The following is a 16,520-nucleotide window of genomic DNA, read 5'->3' as shown; positions in this document are numbered from 1 at the left end:
CGAGTCAGCCAATCCATGCGCACCCTGATGAATGATTCCCGGCCGGAACGGGGTGATCTCAAGCTGCCCCTGGATATCGTGCTCACCTCCTCGCGGCGTCACCTGCTGAGCCATGGTATCGACTCCGGCCCGGTTCTGTCTGACTGGCTGGCCGAAACGGTGGCGGGTGATGTCTTCTTTCAACAGCAACCTCTGGTGATCCTGCGGGAATACGCGGGTTTGCGGGTGGAGGAGACCGGTTTGTTGAGCCCGTCTGAGCCGGGTATCTGTCAGTTGGGTGCGCTCTGGCGCGAAAGCCTGCCGTCCCGGTTGGCCCCCGGCGAGCGGGCCGTGCCGGCCCAGGCCCTGGCGCTGATGGAGTCCGATGGCAAACCCTTTATCGACCCCTGGGTAAACGCCTATGGCCTGGAGCCCTGGCTGACCCGCCTGTTCGACACCCTGATCCTGCCGGTCTGGCACTTGCTGGCCCGTCACGGCATCGCGCTGGAAGCCCACGGCCAGAACCTGTTGCTGGTCCATCGTGACGGCTGGCCCCAGTGGCTGGCGGCCCGGGATTTTCACGAGAGCGTGGAGTACGTGGAAAACTTTCTCGCCACCCCGGACGCGGCACCAGCGTTCCGCCGCCAGGCACGGTACGCCGATGCCCGGCCCAATGAGTACTACTGGATGGACTCGGTGGAGGCCCTGCGCGAACTGGTGATGGATACCCTGTTCGTTTTCCAGCTCTCGGAGCTCGCCGCCCTGTGCGAGACCCATTACCGATTACCCGAACCCCGTTTCTGGAAATTGGTGCATGCCTGCCTGGCGCGTTACGCCGGCGGTGGCCACTGCGATCCGGCACGCCTTCGGGCTCTGGGCTATCGGGCACCCATGGTTCAGGTGGAATCCCTGTTGCGCAAAAAACTCTGCGGCGTGCAGCCCGAATACCACCATCGCGTGTTCAACCCACTATCGGAAATCGCTCGGAAGGAGGCGTGAGCCATGCTGTTTTATCTCAATGATCGGCCCTATGACCGGGCCACTATCGAGGCGCGCTGGCGCCTGTTGACCCGGGCGCTCGCGACGGTATCCGGTCGGCGCCTGGCCGTTTGTACCCACGATTCGGTCGAGTGGCTGGCCCTGGTGCTCTATGCCCGGCAACACAACCTGTCCATCGCGCCGCTACCCGCGGACACGCCCCGGGCTACCGCGCTGGAGAAGGCCCGGGCGCTGCACTGCGACGGCCTGATCTGGCAGAGTGCGGAGCAGCTTGTCCCGCTTGAGTGTCAGACGTCGGTTCAGGATGGCACCCTGATTCAGTTCAGCTCAGGCACCACCGGTGAAGCCAAACCCATTGAGCGCACCTGGTCAGACATCGATACCGAAATCACCCATTACCATCAGGCGCTCGACCTGCCCCCGGAGGTAGTGCCTGTGGTGGCCTGCTCCATCAGTCATTCCTATGGGCTGATCTGCGGCGTGCTCGCGGCCCTGGACCGGGGTGTGGTGCCGCGCATCGTCACCGGCTGGAATCCCAAGTACCTGCTGAAGATGTTGCGCGCGGAATCCCGGCCGCTGCTGTACAGCTCGCCCACCTTTATCCGCACTCTGATGATGCTCTGGCCACCGGGCGAGCCCCTACACGGGGTGATGACCTCGGGCAGCGTCATGCCCGAAGCCTGGTTCGATGAGGTGCGCGGCAAAACCGAAAACCTCTGGCAGCAGTATGGTTGCTCCGAAGCCGGCTGCGTGGCGGTGGCCCGGCAGCCGGAGCGGGCGGACATCATGGGCATGCCTCTGGGGCACTGCGCATTGCAGGCGGGACCTGGCCCGGACGAACCCGAAGAGGTACTGGTCGTTCAGCAGGGGCGACGCATCGCCACCGGCGACGCCGGCTATCTGGATGATCAGGGGCGCCTGCGCTTCTGCGGCCGTATGGATGACACCATCATCACCGCCGGTTTCAACGTCTATCCCCATGAGGTGGAAAACGCGCTGATGCGCCACGCCGGTATCCGCGAGGTGGTGGTCTTCAAACAGCCCGACCCTCTGGCGGGGGAGCGGGTGGCGGCGGTCTACACCGGGGCCTCGCCCTTGGGTGATGCCGACCTGCGAGCCTTCTGTCGCCAGCACCTGGCGAGCCATCAATGGCCCAGCCGGTTTTACCACCGCGAGCGGATACCTCGTCTGCCCAACGGCAAAGTCAGCCGTCGGCAACTGGCCGGGCAGTTTGCCGCCGACGCCGCACAGGGGGTGGCTTGAGATGGCCAGTGAAACCTTTGTTCGTCAACTGCGCGACCTGATGACCCGATACCTGCCTCGAATACCCTGCGAGGATCTCTCGCCGGACAGTCACCTGACGTACCAGCTCGGGCTCGATTCGGTGGAGCTGATGCAACTGCTGGTGCTGCTGGAAAACGAGTGCGGCTATGCACTGCCGGAGGAAGCACTGAGCGCCGGCGATCTGGAACGGGTGAGCGATCTGGAAGTGCTGGTGCGACCGACGGCGGCCAACGACACGGTCGGCGAGCCGGAACTGGATGTCAAAGTGCACTGTGTGGTCAGTTGCCTGTGCCACCCGATCAAGGCGAGGGGGCTTGACCACCGCCCGCTGTATTTTGGCGTCTGGGACGCGGAGGTGTTTGTCGACGATCAGGCGCGACTGCGCTACCACGACGAGGCGGTGGACCACGGGTTTTTCCTGACCTGGTTCGAGCGTCTGTACGGGGCGGAGGTCTCCCCCTGGTATGACCCGGCACTGAGCAAGGCCCACAATATTGCCACCCTGGAAACCCGCCTGGCGCAGCGCAAACCTCGGGAGCATCTGATGGTGATGCTGGACCTGTACCGGCTCCCCGAGCGGGAAAACCGCTTCCAGCTCAACCCTTTTCCGCACTATGTTCTGCTGGAAAACGACGCCGATCCGGACCGGCTCTGGATGTGGGACCCGGACTTTCGCTGGGAGGGCAGCCTGGATCGTCGGAGGGTGTTGCACGCGGTGGAGTCACCCGCCGTGGCCGGTGGTGTCTGCCTGGATACCTGCCATTTGCACGCGCCGGAGCCGGAAGCGGTGGCGGCGTATTTCGAGGTCTGCTTCCAGCCCACCGTCAACACCCTGACCCAGGCGGTGGAACAGGTGGTGCGCCGTCATCTGCCCGAGGCGGGCGAGCAGCCATTGGATCGTTTGGGTTCGGCCCTGGCGGAGCTGCCGGTGCTGGCCATTCGCAAGTACGCCTACGAACACGGCCTGGCCTATTTCTGGCGGGCGCTGGAGCGCCCGGCGGACGAGTTCGAGCACTGGTGCGATGAGATCGAGGCATTGGTCAAAGGCTACGACGCCGTTCTGTATCGGGCCAACAAAGTCGCGCACACCCGGACGAGGGACGATTTCGCCCGGCTTTCGCGCCGGATCGCCGAACAGCATCAGCGGGAATACCGGATCAAGCGCGCCCTGTTTCACGCCTTTAACGACTGGCGCAAACAGTCGTCGATCCGCGGATCGGTGTCCCGGGAGGTAGCGGCCCTATGATGCACCTGTCCCTGTGTACCATCAGTTTTCGCCACCAGTTGGTCTCCCTGCCGGAGCTGGCCACCTTTGCCGCCGGGGCCGGGCTGGACGGCATCGAACTCTGGGCGGCCCACGCCCGGGGTCTGAAGCACCAGCCGGCGCTGAACGGCGATTGGCTCGAGGCCATGGGCTTGGGGGTGAGTATGCTCAGTGACTACCTGCCCTTTGCCGGGCCCTATCCCCAGGGACGGGAAAAGCTGCGCGAGCTGTGCACCCTGGCCCGTCACTGGAACACCCGCAAAATCCGGGTATTCGCCGGGAAAAAAGCCAGTGCCGAATGCACGGCCGCCGATTGGCACGCCCTGGTCTGCCGCCTGCGCGATTATTGCCTGCGGGCGGAAGAGGCGGGCATGACCCTGCTACTGGAAACCCACCCGAATACCGGGGCCGATACCACCGAGGCGACCGGGGAGCTGCTGGCGGCGGTGGATCATCCGGCCCTGAAAGTGAATCTGGACGTACTGCATATCTGGGAGGCCGGGGAAGACCCGGTGCGCGCCTGGCGGACGCTCGCCCCTCAGGTGCAGCACTTGCACCTGAAGAACATCCGTCACCGTCAGTACCTGCCGGAATTCGCCCCTGACAATGTCTATTCTGCGGCGGGCAGCCGAGCCGGAATGGTGCCGCTGTTCGAGGGCGCCTGTGACTTCGCCCATTTTCTGAACAGCCTGCCCGACGGGCGGGTGCACTCGGCCTCCCTGGAGTGGTTCGGGCCCGCCCCCTTCGAGGTGATTGCCCGGGATAGCCAGCAGATTCTGCGCCTGCAGACGGAGCGGTTATGCCATGCCTGAGTGTCGAACCAATCAGCGGGCGTGGCGGCGATTGAGAAACTCCAGCCCAAGTGCCGCACTCAGCCCCGTGAGCGCAAACAGGCCGAACCAGTAGGTGAGCCCCAGCGCGGCTCCCCAGTGAACTACGGCGGGCGCGGTCGAGCCGGCCAGGAGCGGGTAACCGACGCCGCGCAACGCCAATGCCAGGCGCCGGAACCGGGCCGGGTTTCGGGCCAGGACGGGGTTCAGGGTGCGCAAGTGAGAGGGCAGGGACAGGGCCAGCAACAGTTGCGAGACAAACAGTGTGATCACCACGCCAGTCATTTCAGGCCTCCCGAATGGCGGTCGCATGACCGACGCGTATGCTGGCCGAAATCTGGCGATAGCCGCACCCCGCCATCAGGGCAAAGCTCGCCGCCAGAGCGAGGGCGGTCAGGTCAAAACCGGCGAGCACCCAGTCGCCCACGGCCAGGCTGATACCCAGGTGGCGGTCGGTGGTCAATGCGTTGACCACAGGCAACAGACCCCAGCCCAGGGCATTCAGAACCAATAGTTCCCGCCAGATTGCGGTTCTGGGTCGAAGCCAGGCGAAGACACCGCTGACCAGCCACGCCAGAAACAGGCTGTGCATTTCCCAGTCGGCCCGCGTTGCAACGTCGGTGGATATCAGTCGATTACTCCAAAAATAAACGGATATTGCCAGTGGCAAACCGAGAATAACCGCCGCGTAAAAACGCTCCACCCTGGCGTACTCATTGGGGCGGCTGGCGGTGCGTTTTTTCACAAAGTACAGGGCACCGGTGGCGATCATGATAATGCCCAATAGACTGCACAGAATGTACAGCCAGCGCAGTGGCCAGTCGGCAAACAGCCCCTCGTGCAACGCGATCAGCGTTTTTTCCACCGAGGCGGCACCACCGTACTGTTGTTCGCCCCCGTCGAGTCGTTCACCGGTGCTGGCCCGATACAACAGTTTGTGGGGTTTGCCTTCATAGTGTCCCGGTGAGGGTTCTGGCAGATAAAACGATAGCCGGGCATTTTTATCACCCGGGTGGAGCAGGTAAATCTGTTCGATTCGTTGGCCGGTCTCCGCCTGAGCCTGCTCCAGCAAGGGCGCAATGGCCACGCTGTCCGCTTTCTCTCCGGTTTTCGCGTCCGTCTCGGCCTCCGGGTAGGCTTCCTTGTAAAAGGTCCGGGTGCCTTCATCACCGTAGCGGGAGGTGACGATGGGCTCCATAAAAGTGACGGCAAAAAATACCAGGCCACTGTAGACGATCATGATCTGAAACGGCAGGGCCAGAACGCTGCTCAGGTTGTGCAGGTCCAGCCAGGAGCGGGCGCGGCGAAACAACCGCAGGGTGAAAAACTCCCGGAAAATGCGTCGATGAATGATTACTCCAGAAACCAGACCGACCAGCATCAACAGGGTGCACAGTCCGACGATCCAATAGGCCGCGGTGTCCGGCAGATAATGCAGGCGCCAGTGCAATCGATAGAGGGCCATACCGCCCCCGGTGTCTCGGGGTTGTATCCAAAGCGGCTCACCGTTGTGAAAATCCAGATACTCCGCTTCCCGTTCCGTCCGCTCTCCGTTGGGGCCGCGAGGCGGCTGCCACTCCACCCAGAAATTGCCGTTGCGCGCGGTGGGCAGAATGATACCCCACCAGACCGATTCGGGATGCGCCTGTTGTTGCAGGCGTTCGGTGCCGAGTTCAATCAACGTCCGGGTGGACAGGGTTAATTCGCCCTGGTTGGTATAGGCCGTGTAATGATGGGTGTCGGCTGAAGGAAAACCGTCGTCGGTCCAGTGCATCGCCAGCGGGCGTTCCGGCTCCATCCAGCGGTCCATTTCGAAATGGAAAAATCCGGTGGTGCCGGTGACGAAAATAAAATACATCAGGGCACTGAAAATAATGCCTGCCCATCGATGTAACCAGGCCATTGAGGCGCGAAACGCGGATTTCATAAGGCCGGGTCACCCAGCAGGGTCAACCAGAGGGTAGCGAGCCCGCCGCAGAGCAGCGCCGGGAACAGCAGACCGCTCCAGGCGCGCCGGTGGCTGCGCACCCCGAACGCCCAGAGAAAGGCCCCGGTGTACACCAGAAAACTCAGGAGCAGGGCCGTCACCGTCGCCGGGCCCCGCTCCACCGGAAGGAGCAAACCCACCAGCACGGGCAGCGCCACGCTCAGACCGTAACCGCCGAGCAGGGCCGCCAGGCTGCGGGAGAGCACGTCCAGCAATAAGGGCGTGTGAGCGGTGGATCGGGCCATATCGCTTTACTCCCTGATCAGAACCGCAAAGCCAGACTCAGGCGAATGTCCCGACCCGGCGCCGGGTAACCGACGATGCCGTCGTAATCGGGAACGTGAGTGAAGTCCTCGATACTGCCGTGGTCCAGGTACTGTTTGTTGAAGGCGTTTTTCACCGTGAGTGTCATGCTCAGGTTTTCGGAGACACGCGGCTCCCAGTGCAGATAAAAATCGTGCACGCCGTAGCCGGGTTTATCGACCGTCGCATCCGCCGCGACGACATAAATGTCATCCATGCCCTCGACCAATGTGGCTATCCAGCCAGCGTCCAGTCCGTCGGTGATCTGGTAGGAGGTATCGATCGACAGGGTGTCACCGGTGGAGGTGCCCAGGTAGCCGTAGGAGTAGCGGGTGACCTGCTCGCCATCAATTTCGGCGGTGGTGTCCAGGAAGGTCCACTTGGAGAACAGCCGCTGGCCACTGTAGGTCAGGCCCAGGGTATAACCCTCGGATTCCAGATCGCCCAGGTTTTCATAGTGACGGGACCAGGGCACCGCGTTACCGATGGCATCTTCAATGGTGACATCGTGAACCCCGGCGGAGAACATAAAGCGTCCGAGTTCGTAGTCCGCACCGAACTCCAGGTTTTTGGCGCGCTCGGCTTTCAGGTCCGGGTCATTGGTGGTGCCAAACAGTTTGAAACCGTCATTGGTCTCCACGCCGCGCAGGGCTTCGGCGTAGCCGCCGCTGACGGTGAGTCGACGGGTCGCCTCAAAGGAGAAACCCAGGTTGGGGCTGAAACCTTCTTCGATAAATTCGTTGCCTTCCTTATCCACCGCTTCAAACTCATCATAGCGGGTACCGAAACTCAGCAGCAATCTGTCGGTGGCCTGGTAGCGATCCTGCACAAACAGGCCCAGTACCTCACTGGTTTCGGTAAAGGGGTTGGCATCGTCCGCCTCTCCAGCGGTCACCTCATCGTCCCGATAATCCACGCCGTACTCCACGCTGTGACCGGCCAGCTTGCTGGTGTTGCCCAGGGTAAAGCCCTGAGTGTCCACGGTGCTGGTGTAGTTGTCCCAGGGGCGGTAGATGTTGAACTCGGTGGCGTAGACATTGGCATCCACCAACAGCGCCTCATTGCCCGGTGCATCCCACTGGTATTTCAGGGTGCTGGTTTCGCGCTCAAACTCCAGTTCGCGCAGCGGGTTGTTGGGGCCTTGGCCCCACTCGGGGCGGGTCAGCTTTTCACCCTCCTCGGTCAGGCGTTCGTGACTCAGGCTCAGCCTGTGGCCCGCACCCAGATCGCCCACCAGTTTGACGAAGCCGAGGCCCTGATCGGAGTTGGTGCCGGGCAACTCATTGCCCTTGGCGTCTTCCATATTGTCCTGGTCGGCGTCCACATAACTGGCCATGGCGCTGAGGGTATCGTTAAAGCGGCCATAGACCGTGGCGCTGTTTTTGGTGCCTTCGGTATTGGAGAAGTAGCCGGTTTTCAGCAGGGCGCCGAAATTGTCGGAACCGAGCAGATCCTCGGGGTCCTTGGTCTCAAACCGGATGGCGCCCCCCAGGGCGCCGGGGCCATTGGTGGCATCGCCGGCGCCCACCTGTACCCGCACCTGCTTGAGCAGTTCGGGCTCGACGGAAATCCGGCCGGTGTGGTGATAGGTCACCCCGGACTGGGTGGCGCCGTCCACCATGATGTTCAGGGTGTCTTCGCCGAGGTTGCGCACATAAATCTTCTGGGCGGCGCCCACGGAGCCACCCACCAGCACAGAGGACACGCCGGAGAAAATATCGTCCAGGTCATTGGCCTGTTTGCGCTCGATATCGTCACTGTTCATCAGGCTGTCCAGCGGCTGGCCAACGACCACCAGTTCTTCGCTGATCAGGGTGCGGTTGTGCTGCTGTGGGTCGGCGTCGGGCGTGACGTTTTGTGCGACGGCACCCAGCGGCGCCAGGGCAATGGCCAGGGCGAGTGGACTCAGACGGGAGGCATTGGGTGCGATCATGAGGGAGCTTCCTTTTCAATAAATCTAAAAAAGAAGCATTATCATTAACGTGTGTGGCGCTGTAAACGATTGTTACAGTTGTTACGTTTTCTTGATCTGTTTGTTGTCCGGACGTAGAACTCTTGATGAAAACGGGCGTCTGGGATTATGACGCGACTGTCGGGTAAACTGACTGCAGCCTCTCCAACCTACAAATCATCAGGGACTCTTATGGACAAGCCTTTCTTGCCCGCTGGCGTGACACTCTTCAATTCGGTCACACGGATACGCTGGATCTTGATCAGTGCCGCGCTGTCGGTGCTGCTGGGCTGCAGCCCGGGCGAAGATCCGCCCGCGTCATCTTCCTCCTCCTCGTCTGAAAGCGCTTCCTCGGCGGCCCCGGATTCTGGCGAACAGGGTAGTTTTGAGCTGACGGTGGGCGGTTTGGCGCCATCGGAAAGGGCCGACGAGCTATCCCTGTCCGGTGAGCTCTATGTGCCGGACGGTGCGGATCGGAACGCTGTGGAATCGGTTCTGACGGCGGAGCTTGAAGGAGAATCGGTGCCGGTACAGTGGCAGGAGACCGCCAAGCCGGTGCGCTTCGGTTTCCATTTGGACGCCTTGCCTCAGACCGATCGGGAACAGACGCTGGTGCTCGCCTGGGACGGCTCGAGTATCGGGTCGTCACAGAAAGGCCAGCGAACCCTGACGATTCCCGCCCGTGACACCTTCGTGGTTACCGGCGCGCAAGTGGTGCACGGTGGGCAAACCTATGTGGAGGTGAGCTTTTCCCAGCCGCTGGATCGTGAGCAGAACCTGAGCGGGTTGGTGCAGCTTGGTGGCAAGGAGGTCCGCGCTCGAGTGGACGGCAGCCGCCTGCGGCTCTACCCGAGTAAGCAGACCGACGAAAGCGTTATGCTGACCGTCACTGACCTGGTGCGCAGTGCGCGAGGCCAGCGTTTGTCCGAAGGCTTCGAGCAGTCGTTGCGCCTGAACCTGGTCACCCCCGGCGTACGCTTCCTGGGCAGCAGCAGTATTCTGCCGCCCGCGCGCCAATTGTCTGTTCCGTTTGAAGCGGCGAATATCGACTCGGTGCAGGTCACCGCCTTCAAAGTGTTCGAAGGCAACATGGGGCAGTATCTGCAGAATCATGGACTCTCCGATGCAGGGCCGGACGGTGCCACCGGTCGCTACTTGTGGCGCAAAACCTATCGCCTGCCCGAGCCCGCCAGCGACGGTTGGCAACGCTACAACCTGGATCTGACTGAGCTGATGGCAGAGCATCCGGAGGGCATGATTCAACTGTCCTTGAGTGTGGACCGCAGCAACTCCCTCTACCCCTGTGATGTGCCTCGTCCCGAGCAGGCAGAAGATCCGGAACCGGAAAGTCACGAGGGCGACTGGTCCTACCAGAATGATTCCAAGCCAGCCTGGTATCGGCAGTACTACGAATCTCGCGGTTACTGGGTGTACAGCGAACGCAACAATCCCTGTCACAAAAGTTACTACCGCTATAGCGATCAGGTGCAGGCCCAACGTGCCTTTCAGGTATCCAGCATGGGCCTGATGGCCAAGCTGGGTGGTGATGATCAGTTGGAAGTGATTGCCACCGGCCTGCTCGATGCCGAGCCTTTGCCGGATGCGCAGGTTCGCGTTTACAACTTCCAGCAGCAACCCATTGGGGAAGGTCGCACCGATGAATATGGTATGGCCTCGATCCGCACTGACGGGCAGCCGTTCTATCTGGTGGCCGAGCGCGAGGGAAAAACCGGCTATCTGCGCTTGGCGCGCAACGAAGCACTGCCCACCAATCAGTTTGATGTGGATGGCGAGCCGGTGCGCGATGGCTTGAAAGGCTTTATTTATGGCGAGCGGGACGTCTGGCGGCCGGGGGATGACATCCATCTGACCTTTATTCTCGAAGATCGCGACGACCGCTGGCCCGAGGATCATCCGGTGACCCTGGATCTGTTTGATCCTCAAGGAAAGAAAGTCACCAGCGAAATCGCCCGCAACCCGGTGGACGGCTTCTACCGCTTTACGCTGAGTACCGAGGAGTCCGCGCCCACGGGTAATTGGCGGGCGGTGGTGCATCTGGGCAACCGCTATTTCGACAAAGTGCTCAAGATCGAAACCATCATGCCCAATCGGCTGAAAATGGATTTGAGCTTTGCCGAGACCCCGTTGCGTCTGGATGCCATGCCGGCCGAGGCCGAGCTGTCCGCCCAGTGGCTGCACGGTGCCAGCGCCGCCGGGCTGAAAGCGGATACCGAAGTCCGGTTGATTCCCAAAACCACCCGCTTCGACGGCTACAGCCAGTTCACCTTTGACGACCCGGCCCGGGAGTTTTCCGGGGCCACTCAGAGGGTGTTTGAAGGAGAGCTGGATGAAAGTGGTGAAGCGCGCTTCCCCGTGAACCTTCCGGTGGCCTCGCCACCGCCGGGTCAGTTATCCGCCGTATTCATCAACCGCGTGTTCGAACCGGGCGGGGCGTTCAGCACGGCGCTGCGCCGGTTCGATTATCTGCCATTCGAACAGTGGGTGGGCATTCACGTACCCGACGGCAGCGGTTACAACGGAGCCATCGCCCGCAATCAGGATCATGAAGTCAGTTTTCAGAGTCTCTCCAGCGAAGGCAAACCACTGGCTGACCGCGACCTGAAACTCACCCTCTATAAAGTGGATTGGCGCTGGTGGTGGGATCGCGGCAGTGACGACCTGGCCAGCTTTGTGGCCAGTGAGAATCGCGCGCCCTTAAGTGAAGACTCGCTCACCACCGACGCCAACGGCCTGGCCCGTTGGACCCTGAAGAAGGACCACTACGATTGGGGCCGCTACCTGCTGCGGGTGTGCGACGAAAACAGCGGTCACTGCGCCGGGGAGCCGTTGTATCTGGGTTGGAGCCGCAGCAACGCAGTGAACCCCGCCAGCGCCACCCAACTGATGCTCTCCACCGATCAGGATGAATACCAGGTGGGCGAGATTGCACGGGTCCGTTTGCCGGAGGTTGAGCGTGGCCGTGTGCTGCTCAGCCTGGAAAACGGTCGGCGGGTACTGGAACGGCGCTGGCTGGACCTGGAGCCGGGGCAGACCGATATCGAGATTCCGGTCACCGCCGAAATGGCGCCCAATGTCTATGTACACTTGAGCCTGTTGCTGCCCCACCAGGAGCGGGCCAGTGATGCCCCCATGCGTCTGTATGGTCTGGTGCCCCTGGCGGTGGAAGATCCCGACACCCGGTTGGAACCCGAGATTGAAGCCCCGGAACAGGTGCGCCCGGAGTCCACCTTTGCGGTTGAGGTCAGCGAGACCAACGACCGGGCCATGACCTACACCCTGGCCCTCGTGGATGAGGGCCTACTGGGCATCACCGGCTTCAAGGCGCCCGATCCTCACGATCATTTCTATCGTCGCGAAGCCCTGGGTGTCTATACCTGGGACCTGTTCGACCAGGTGGTGGGTGCCTACGGTGCTTCCCTGCAGAGAGTGCTGGCCATCGGTGGTAGCGATGCCGACGATGAGGTCGATGCCAACCCCCGGGAGCGCCGTTTTCCGCCAGTGGTGCAGTTCCTTGGCCCCTTTACTCTGGCCGCGGGCGAGACTCAAACCCACGAGATCACGCTGCCACCCTATCTGGGCGAAGTACGCGCCATGGTAGTGGCGGGCCAGCAGGGCGCCTATGGCAAGGCCGAACAGAGCGTCACCGTCACCCAGCCGCTCAGTCTGTTGGCGACACTGCCCCGGGTGGTCGGGCCGGGGGAGACCATCTCCCTGCCGGTGCAAGTGTTTACGAACGACGAAGCCATTGATCAGGTGACCATCGAGGCCAGCGCCAGTGACCTGTTCACTATCGCGCAGAGCACGGCGGAGCTCAGCCTGGACGGGCAACAGGACGCCATCACCGAGCTGACCCTCAAGGTCAACGATCAGGTCGGGCAAGGGCAGGTGACGGTGACCGCTCGCAGCGGTGAAGAGGCAGCCAGCCAGACCATTCATATTGAATCCCGTGCGGCCAACCCGCCGTCGGTACGTCGGGAGCAGGTTGTCCTGGCGCCGGGCGAGCAGTGGCGTTCCTCTCTGGAAGCCCACGGCATGGCGGGCACCAATGAGGCCAGCATCGAGATCAGCCGGTTGCCGCCGATCAATCTCGAGCAGCGCCTGGGTTACCTGCTCAACTACCCCCACGGCTGTCTGGAGCAGGTGACCTCGGCGGCTTTCCCACAGCTCTACCTGGATCGATTGGTATCCCTGTCCGATGACCAGGAACGCGAGCGGGAGAGCAACTTGCAGGCCGCCATCGAGCGGCTGGCCCGCTTCCAGCTGGCCAACGGTGCTTTCAGTTACTGGCCCGGTGCGACCTACGCCAATGACTGGGCTTCGCTCTACGCGGGGCACTTCCTGGTGGAAGCCCAGCGGCGCGGCTATGGCGTCGAGGCTGACGGCTTGCAGCGCTGGCTGGACCACGAGCGCCAGCAGGCCCGTCGCTTCAATCAGGGCGAAGACTACCGGACCCAGGTGCAGGCCTATCGCCTTTACGTGCTGGCCCTGGCGGGCTCGGCGGAAACCCCGGCCATGAACCGGTTGCGAGAGCGATTGACCCAACTGAACAGCGATCAGCAGGTGACCGCACGGCGTCTGCTGGCGAGTGCTTACTATCAGCTCGGGCTCAAGGATGCCGGGCGGGAACTGATGCCCGAGGTCGAGCGCGTGCCGGACTATGACGAGCCCGGCTATACCTATGGCTCCAGCCTGCGCGACCGGGCCATCGGCCTGAAGTTGCTGGTCCAGGCCGGTGAGCAGGAAGCGGCCTGGCAACAGGCGGAACAGATCGCCGAGCGGCTCTCTGAGTCCGATTGGTACAGCACTCAATCGGTGGCCTGGGCCCTCACCGCCCTGGCAAACTTCGCCGGCGACGTGGACGCCGAGGAACCCCTGCGCTTCGCGCTGGATACCGAGGGCGACTGGCAGTCTTTGGAAAGTCAGAGCCACTGGTATCGGCAGTCATTGATGAATACCCAGGCCGGGGTGCGCAACGACAGTGATCAGAACCTGCGGGTGCTGCTCAGCAATCGAGGCACCCCCGCCGCCACGGATGAGCAGCCGGAAGCGGAGGGACTGAATCTGGACGTGCGCTTCGCCATGCTGGAAGGCGAAACCCTGGAGGTCACTGAACTGCCTCAGGGCACCGACTTTATGGCGGAAGTGAGTGTCTCAGCCGACTTCGGTGAACTGGGCCGCGCGCGGTTGGAGGATATTGCCCTGAGCCTGGTAATGCCCAGCGGCTGGCAGATCCGCAATGAGCGGCTGGAAGGCGGCGATGCGCCCGAGGGGTTTGACTATCTGGATATTCGTGACGACCGGGTGTTGGGCTACTTCAGCCTCTGGCGGGACTACCGGTGGCGCTGGCGCTATCAGGACGATCGCCAGGAGCGGGTCACCCTGAAGATCCTGCTCAACGCCTCCTACGCGGGGGACTTCTACCTGCCGGGGTGGCGCACCGAAGCCATGTATAACGAACGGATTCGGGCGGGTACCGCCGGGCAGTGGGTCCGCGTGATCAAGTCGGACTGAGGCGGCGGTGAGTAAGACCTTCGGCAAGTGGATACGTCGGCCCTGGCTGCTGGGGGTGGCCGGGGGGATGCTGGTTGCCTCGCTGCTCCTGCAGTACTGGCCGCTGCCGTCGAGCTTACAAAATCGCGACTACGCCCGTCTGATACTCGCCGACAATGGCGAACTGCTCGGAGCCCGGATTGCCGGCGACCAGCAATGGCGCTTTGCCCCGGTTACCCACCTGCCGGACAAATACGAGCAGGCACTGTTGCTGTTCGAAGACCGGCGTTTTCGCCTCCACCCGGGCATCGACCCCCTGGCCATCGCCCGGGCCGGTTGGGGCAATATCAAAGCCGGTCGGGTCACCAGCGGCGGCAGTACCCTCACCATGCAACTGGCGCGAATGCTGCGCGACGACCCGCCCCGCACTCTGCCCAATAAAGCGCTGGAGGCTCTGAGCGCTCTGCACCTGGAGTGGCATTTCAGCAAGGATGAGCTGCTGAATTTCTATGCCAGTCACGCCCCTTTTGGTGGCAACATCGTCGGCCTGCGGGCCGCCGCCTGGCGTTACTTCGGACGTGAACCGGAGCAGCTGTCCTGGGCGGAAGCGGCCACCCTGGCCGTGCTGCCCAACAGCCCGGCTTTGATCCACCCCGGACGCGATCGCGAGCGTCTGCGTCAAAAGCGGGATCATTTGCTGCACCGTCTGACCGAGGCTGGCGCCCTGAGTAAACTGGATCTGACGTTGGCGCTACGCGAGCCGCTCCCCGAACGACCCCGACCTTTGCCTCATCTGGCGCCTCACTTGCTGACTACCTTGGCCTCCGAGGCCCCTTCTCAGGCAGTGTTCCACACGACCCTGAATGCCGACCTGCAGCGACGTACCCAGCAGATTGCCGAGCAGCAGGGGCGTCGCCTGGCTCGGGACGGCGTCCACAACCTGTCGATTCTGGTGCTGGATCATGAACGGATGCGCACCCTGGCCTATGTGGGCAACCAGGCCGCCGGAGACAGCCACGCACCGGCGGTGGATATTATCCAGCGACCGCGCTCCACCGGCAGCATTCTCAAACCTTTGCTCTACGGCCTGATGCTGGAAGAGGGCGAGCTGTTGCCCACCACTCTGGTGCCGGACATTCCCGCCTATTTCGGCGGCTACCGCCCGGAAAATTACGATCGCCAATACCGCGGCGCGGTGCCGGCCCATCGGGCGCTGGCCCGCTCGCTCAATGTGCCGGCGGTGCATATGCTTAAAGACTACGGCATCGAACGTCTGCATCATCGTCTTCAGGAGTTGGGGGTGAGCACTCTGCATCGCCCGGCGGAAGACTATGGATTGAGTCTGATTCTGGGTGGTGCCGAAGGCACTCTGTGGGAGCTGACCAACCTCTATGCCCGAATGACTTCCATGGCCCGTGCGGGCACCTGGCCCGCCGAAGCACAGCGGATCCATGGCGAACACGGAGAGGCAAAGGGCGATCCCGGCCTGGGGCAGGGTGCCGCCTGGCTGACTTTGCAGGCACTGCTCAATGTTGTCCGGCCCGGCACCGATGCGCTCTGGCGGGACTTCAGCGGCAGTCAGGCCATCGCCTGGAAAACCGGCACCAGTTATGGCCTGCGCGATGCTTGGGCCATCGGCAGCAACGGCCGCTACACCGTGGGCGTCTGGGCCGGCAATGCCGGCGGTGAACCAGCGCCAGCGCTGAGCGGCCAGAAAAGTGCCGCGCCGGTACTGTTCGAAGTGTTTGCCCAACTGGGCAATCATCGCTGGTTTGACCGGCCGACCCGGGCTCTGAAAACCGTGTCCGTGTGCATCACCGATGGCTATCTCGCCGGTGGCCAGTGCGAGTCGCGCGAAATTGATATTCCCCGGCACAGCCACTTTCAGCAGGTCACCCCGCACTACCAGCGGGTCCAACTCGATGCCACCGGTCAGTATCGGGTGCACGCCGGTTGTGAGCGGGTCAGCGCCATGGTCTCGGCCGACTGGTTCACCCTGCCACCGCTCCAGGCGCACTTCTGGCGCCTGCATCACAATGATTACCGGTCGGTTCCCCCCTGGCGGTCGGACTGTCTGGCCGCCGTTCACCACTACGCCGATGACCAACCTATGGACCTGCTCTATCCCCGTGAGGGCAGCCAGGTGTATATCCCACTCGAACTGAGCGGGCGGCGCGGGCGCACTGTTCTCCAGGCCGTCCATCGCCATCCCGAGGGAGAACTGTTCTGGCATCTGGATGATCGTTATCTGGGGAAAACCCGACTGTTTCACGAGCAGGCGGTCTCACTTGACCCGGGTTGGCACAAATTACGTCTGGTGGATGGGGATGGCTACCAACTGGAGCGTTGGTTTCGGGTTCTGGGCGGCGAGGGCTAGAACTGAGTCACACATTCGCGATAGACGTTGTGGCA

Annotated in this window: 10 protein-coding genes; 6 read left to right on the top strand and 4 right to left on the bottom strand. The window is 62.5% G+C overall.

The features are described from left to right. From B3187_RS05725 to B3187_RS05710, 4 genes are all read left to right on the top strand, one after another. Nucleotides 1–978 (top strand): IucA/IucC family protein (locus tag B3187_RS05725; RefSeq protein WP_286805052.1); only part of this gene is annotated, 978 nt, incomplete at its 5' end. A 3-nt stretch (nt 979–981) separates the two neighbouring features. Then, entirely contained in the window at nt 982–2,241 is a 1,260-nt protein-coding gene (locus tag B3187_RS05720; RefSeq protein ID WP_286805051.1) for an AMP-binding protein, read from the top strand. A 1-nt stretch (nt 2,242) separates the two neighbouring features. Continuing rightward, a complete protein-coding gene (locus B3187_RS05715; RefSeq protein ID WP_286805049.1) occupies nt 2,243–3,508 on the top strand; it encodes a DUF6005 family protein in 1,266 nt (421 codons plus the stop codon). Beyond that, the gene (locus B3187_RS05710) at nt 3,505–4,338 is read left to right on the top strand and encodes a sugar phosphate isomerase/epimerase family protein (protein ID WP_211331140.1); all 834 of its coding nucleotides are present in this window, start codon (nt 3,505–3,507) and stop codon (nt 4,336–4,338) included. The genes B3187_RS05715 and B3187_RS05710 overlap by 4 nt, the downstream gene beginning before the upstream one ends. A gap of 12 nt (nt 4,339–4,350) precedes the next feature. On the opposite strand, the gene B3187_RS05705 is transcribed toward B3187_RS05710, so the two are convergent. From B3187_RS05705 to B3187_RS05690, 4 genes are read right to left on the bottom strand one after another with little or no spacing between them, the layout of a single operon-like run. Continuing rightward, entirely contained in the window at nt 4,351–4,641 is a 291-nt protein-coding gene (locus B3187_RS05705) for a DUF3325 family protein (protein ID WP_170162944.1), read from the bottom strand. Between the two features lies 1 nt (nt 4,642). Beyond that, entirely contained in the window at nt 4,643–6,283 is a 1,641-nt protein-coding gene (locus B3187_RS05700; RefSeq protein ID WP_286805048.1) for a PepSY-associated TM helix domain-containing protein, read from the bottom strand. Further along, nucleotides 6,280–6,588, bottom strand: coding sequence for a DUF3649 domain-containing protein (locus tag B3187_RS05695; protein WP_286805046.1), 309 nt, complete (start codon nt 6,586–6,588; stop codon nt 6,280–6,282). The genes B3187_RS05700 and B3187_RS05695 overlap by 4 nt, the downstream gene beginning before the upstream one ends. Before the next feature lie 17 nt (nt 6,589–6,605). After that, nucleotides 6,606–8,579: a TonB-dependent receptor domain-containing protein gene (locus B3187_RS05690; protein WP_286805045.1), complete on the bottom strand. Its 1,974-nt coding sequence runs from the start codon at nt 8,577–8,579 to the stop codon at nt 6,606–6,608. Nucleotides 8,580–8,789: 210 nt separating this feature from the next. Between B3187_RS05690 and B3187_RS05685 the strand changes: the two genes are divergently transcribed. Further along, nucleotides 8,790–14,129 carry an MG2 domain-containing protein gene (locus B3187_RS05685; protein WP_286805044.1) on the top strand — a complete coding sequence of 1,780 codons (5,340 nt, stop codon included), beginning with the start codon at nt 8,790–8,792 and terminating at the stop codon, nt 14,127–14,129. Nucleotides 14,130–14,136: 7 nt separating this feature from the next. Further along, nucleotides 14,137–16,485, top strand: coding sequence for a penicillin-binding protein 1C (pbpC, locus tag B3187_RS05680; RefSeq protein WP_286805043.1), 2,349 nt, complete (start codon nt 14,137–14,139; stop codon nt 16,483–16,485). The last annotated feature ends 35 nt before the right edge of the window (nt 16,486–16,520 follow it).

Origin of the sequence: Marinimicrobium sp. UBA4209 (genome assembly GCF_002381585.1) — a bacterium.
GTDB lineage: Bacteria > Pseudomonadota > Gammaproteobacteria > Pseudomonadales > Cellvibrionaceae > Marinimicrobium > Marinimicrobium koreense.
Note: the sequence above shows the minus strand (reverse complement) of the source record. Positions and strands in the feature narration are given on the sequence as shown.

What these genes read in the sequence shown, in the direction of transcription:
- B3187_RS05695 (WP_286805046.1), bottom strand. Translation starts at nt 6,588, where the DNA reads ATGGCCCGATCCACCGCTCACACGCCCTTATTGCTGGACGTGCTCTCC.
- B3187_RS05705 (WP_170162944.1), bottom strand. Translation starts at nt 4,641, where the DNA reads ATGACTGGCGTGGTGATCACACTGTTTGTCTCGCAACTGTTGCTGGCC.
- B3187_RS05710 (WP_211331140.1), top strand. Translation starts at nt 3,505, where the DNA reads ATGATGCACCTGTCCCTGTGTACCATCAGTTTTCGCCACCAGTTGGTC.
- B3187_RS05700 (WP_286805048.1), bottom strand. Translation starts at nt 6,283, where the DNA reads ATGAAATCCGCGTTTCGCGCCTCAATGGCCTGGTTACATCGATGGGCA.
- B3187_RS05685 (WP_286805044.1), top strand. Translation starts at nt 8,790, where the DNA reads ATGGACAAGCCTTTCTTGCCCGCTGGCGTGACACTCTTCAATTCGGTC.
- B3187_RS05720 (WP_286805051.1), top strand. Translation starts at nt 982, where the DNA reads ATGCTGTTTTATCTCAATGATCGGCCCTATGACCGGGCCACTATCGAG.
- B3187_RS05715 (WP_286805049.1), top strand. Translation starts at nt 2,243, where the DNA reads ATGGCCAGTGAAACCTTTGTTCGTCAACTGCGCGACCTGATGACCCGA.
- B3187_RS05690 (WP_286805045.1), bottom strand. Translation starts at nt 8,579, where the DNA reads ATGATCGCACCCAATGCCTCCCGTCTGAGTCCACTCGCCCTGGCCATT.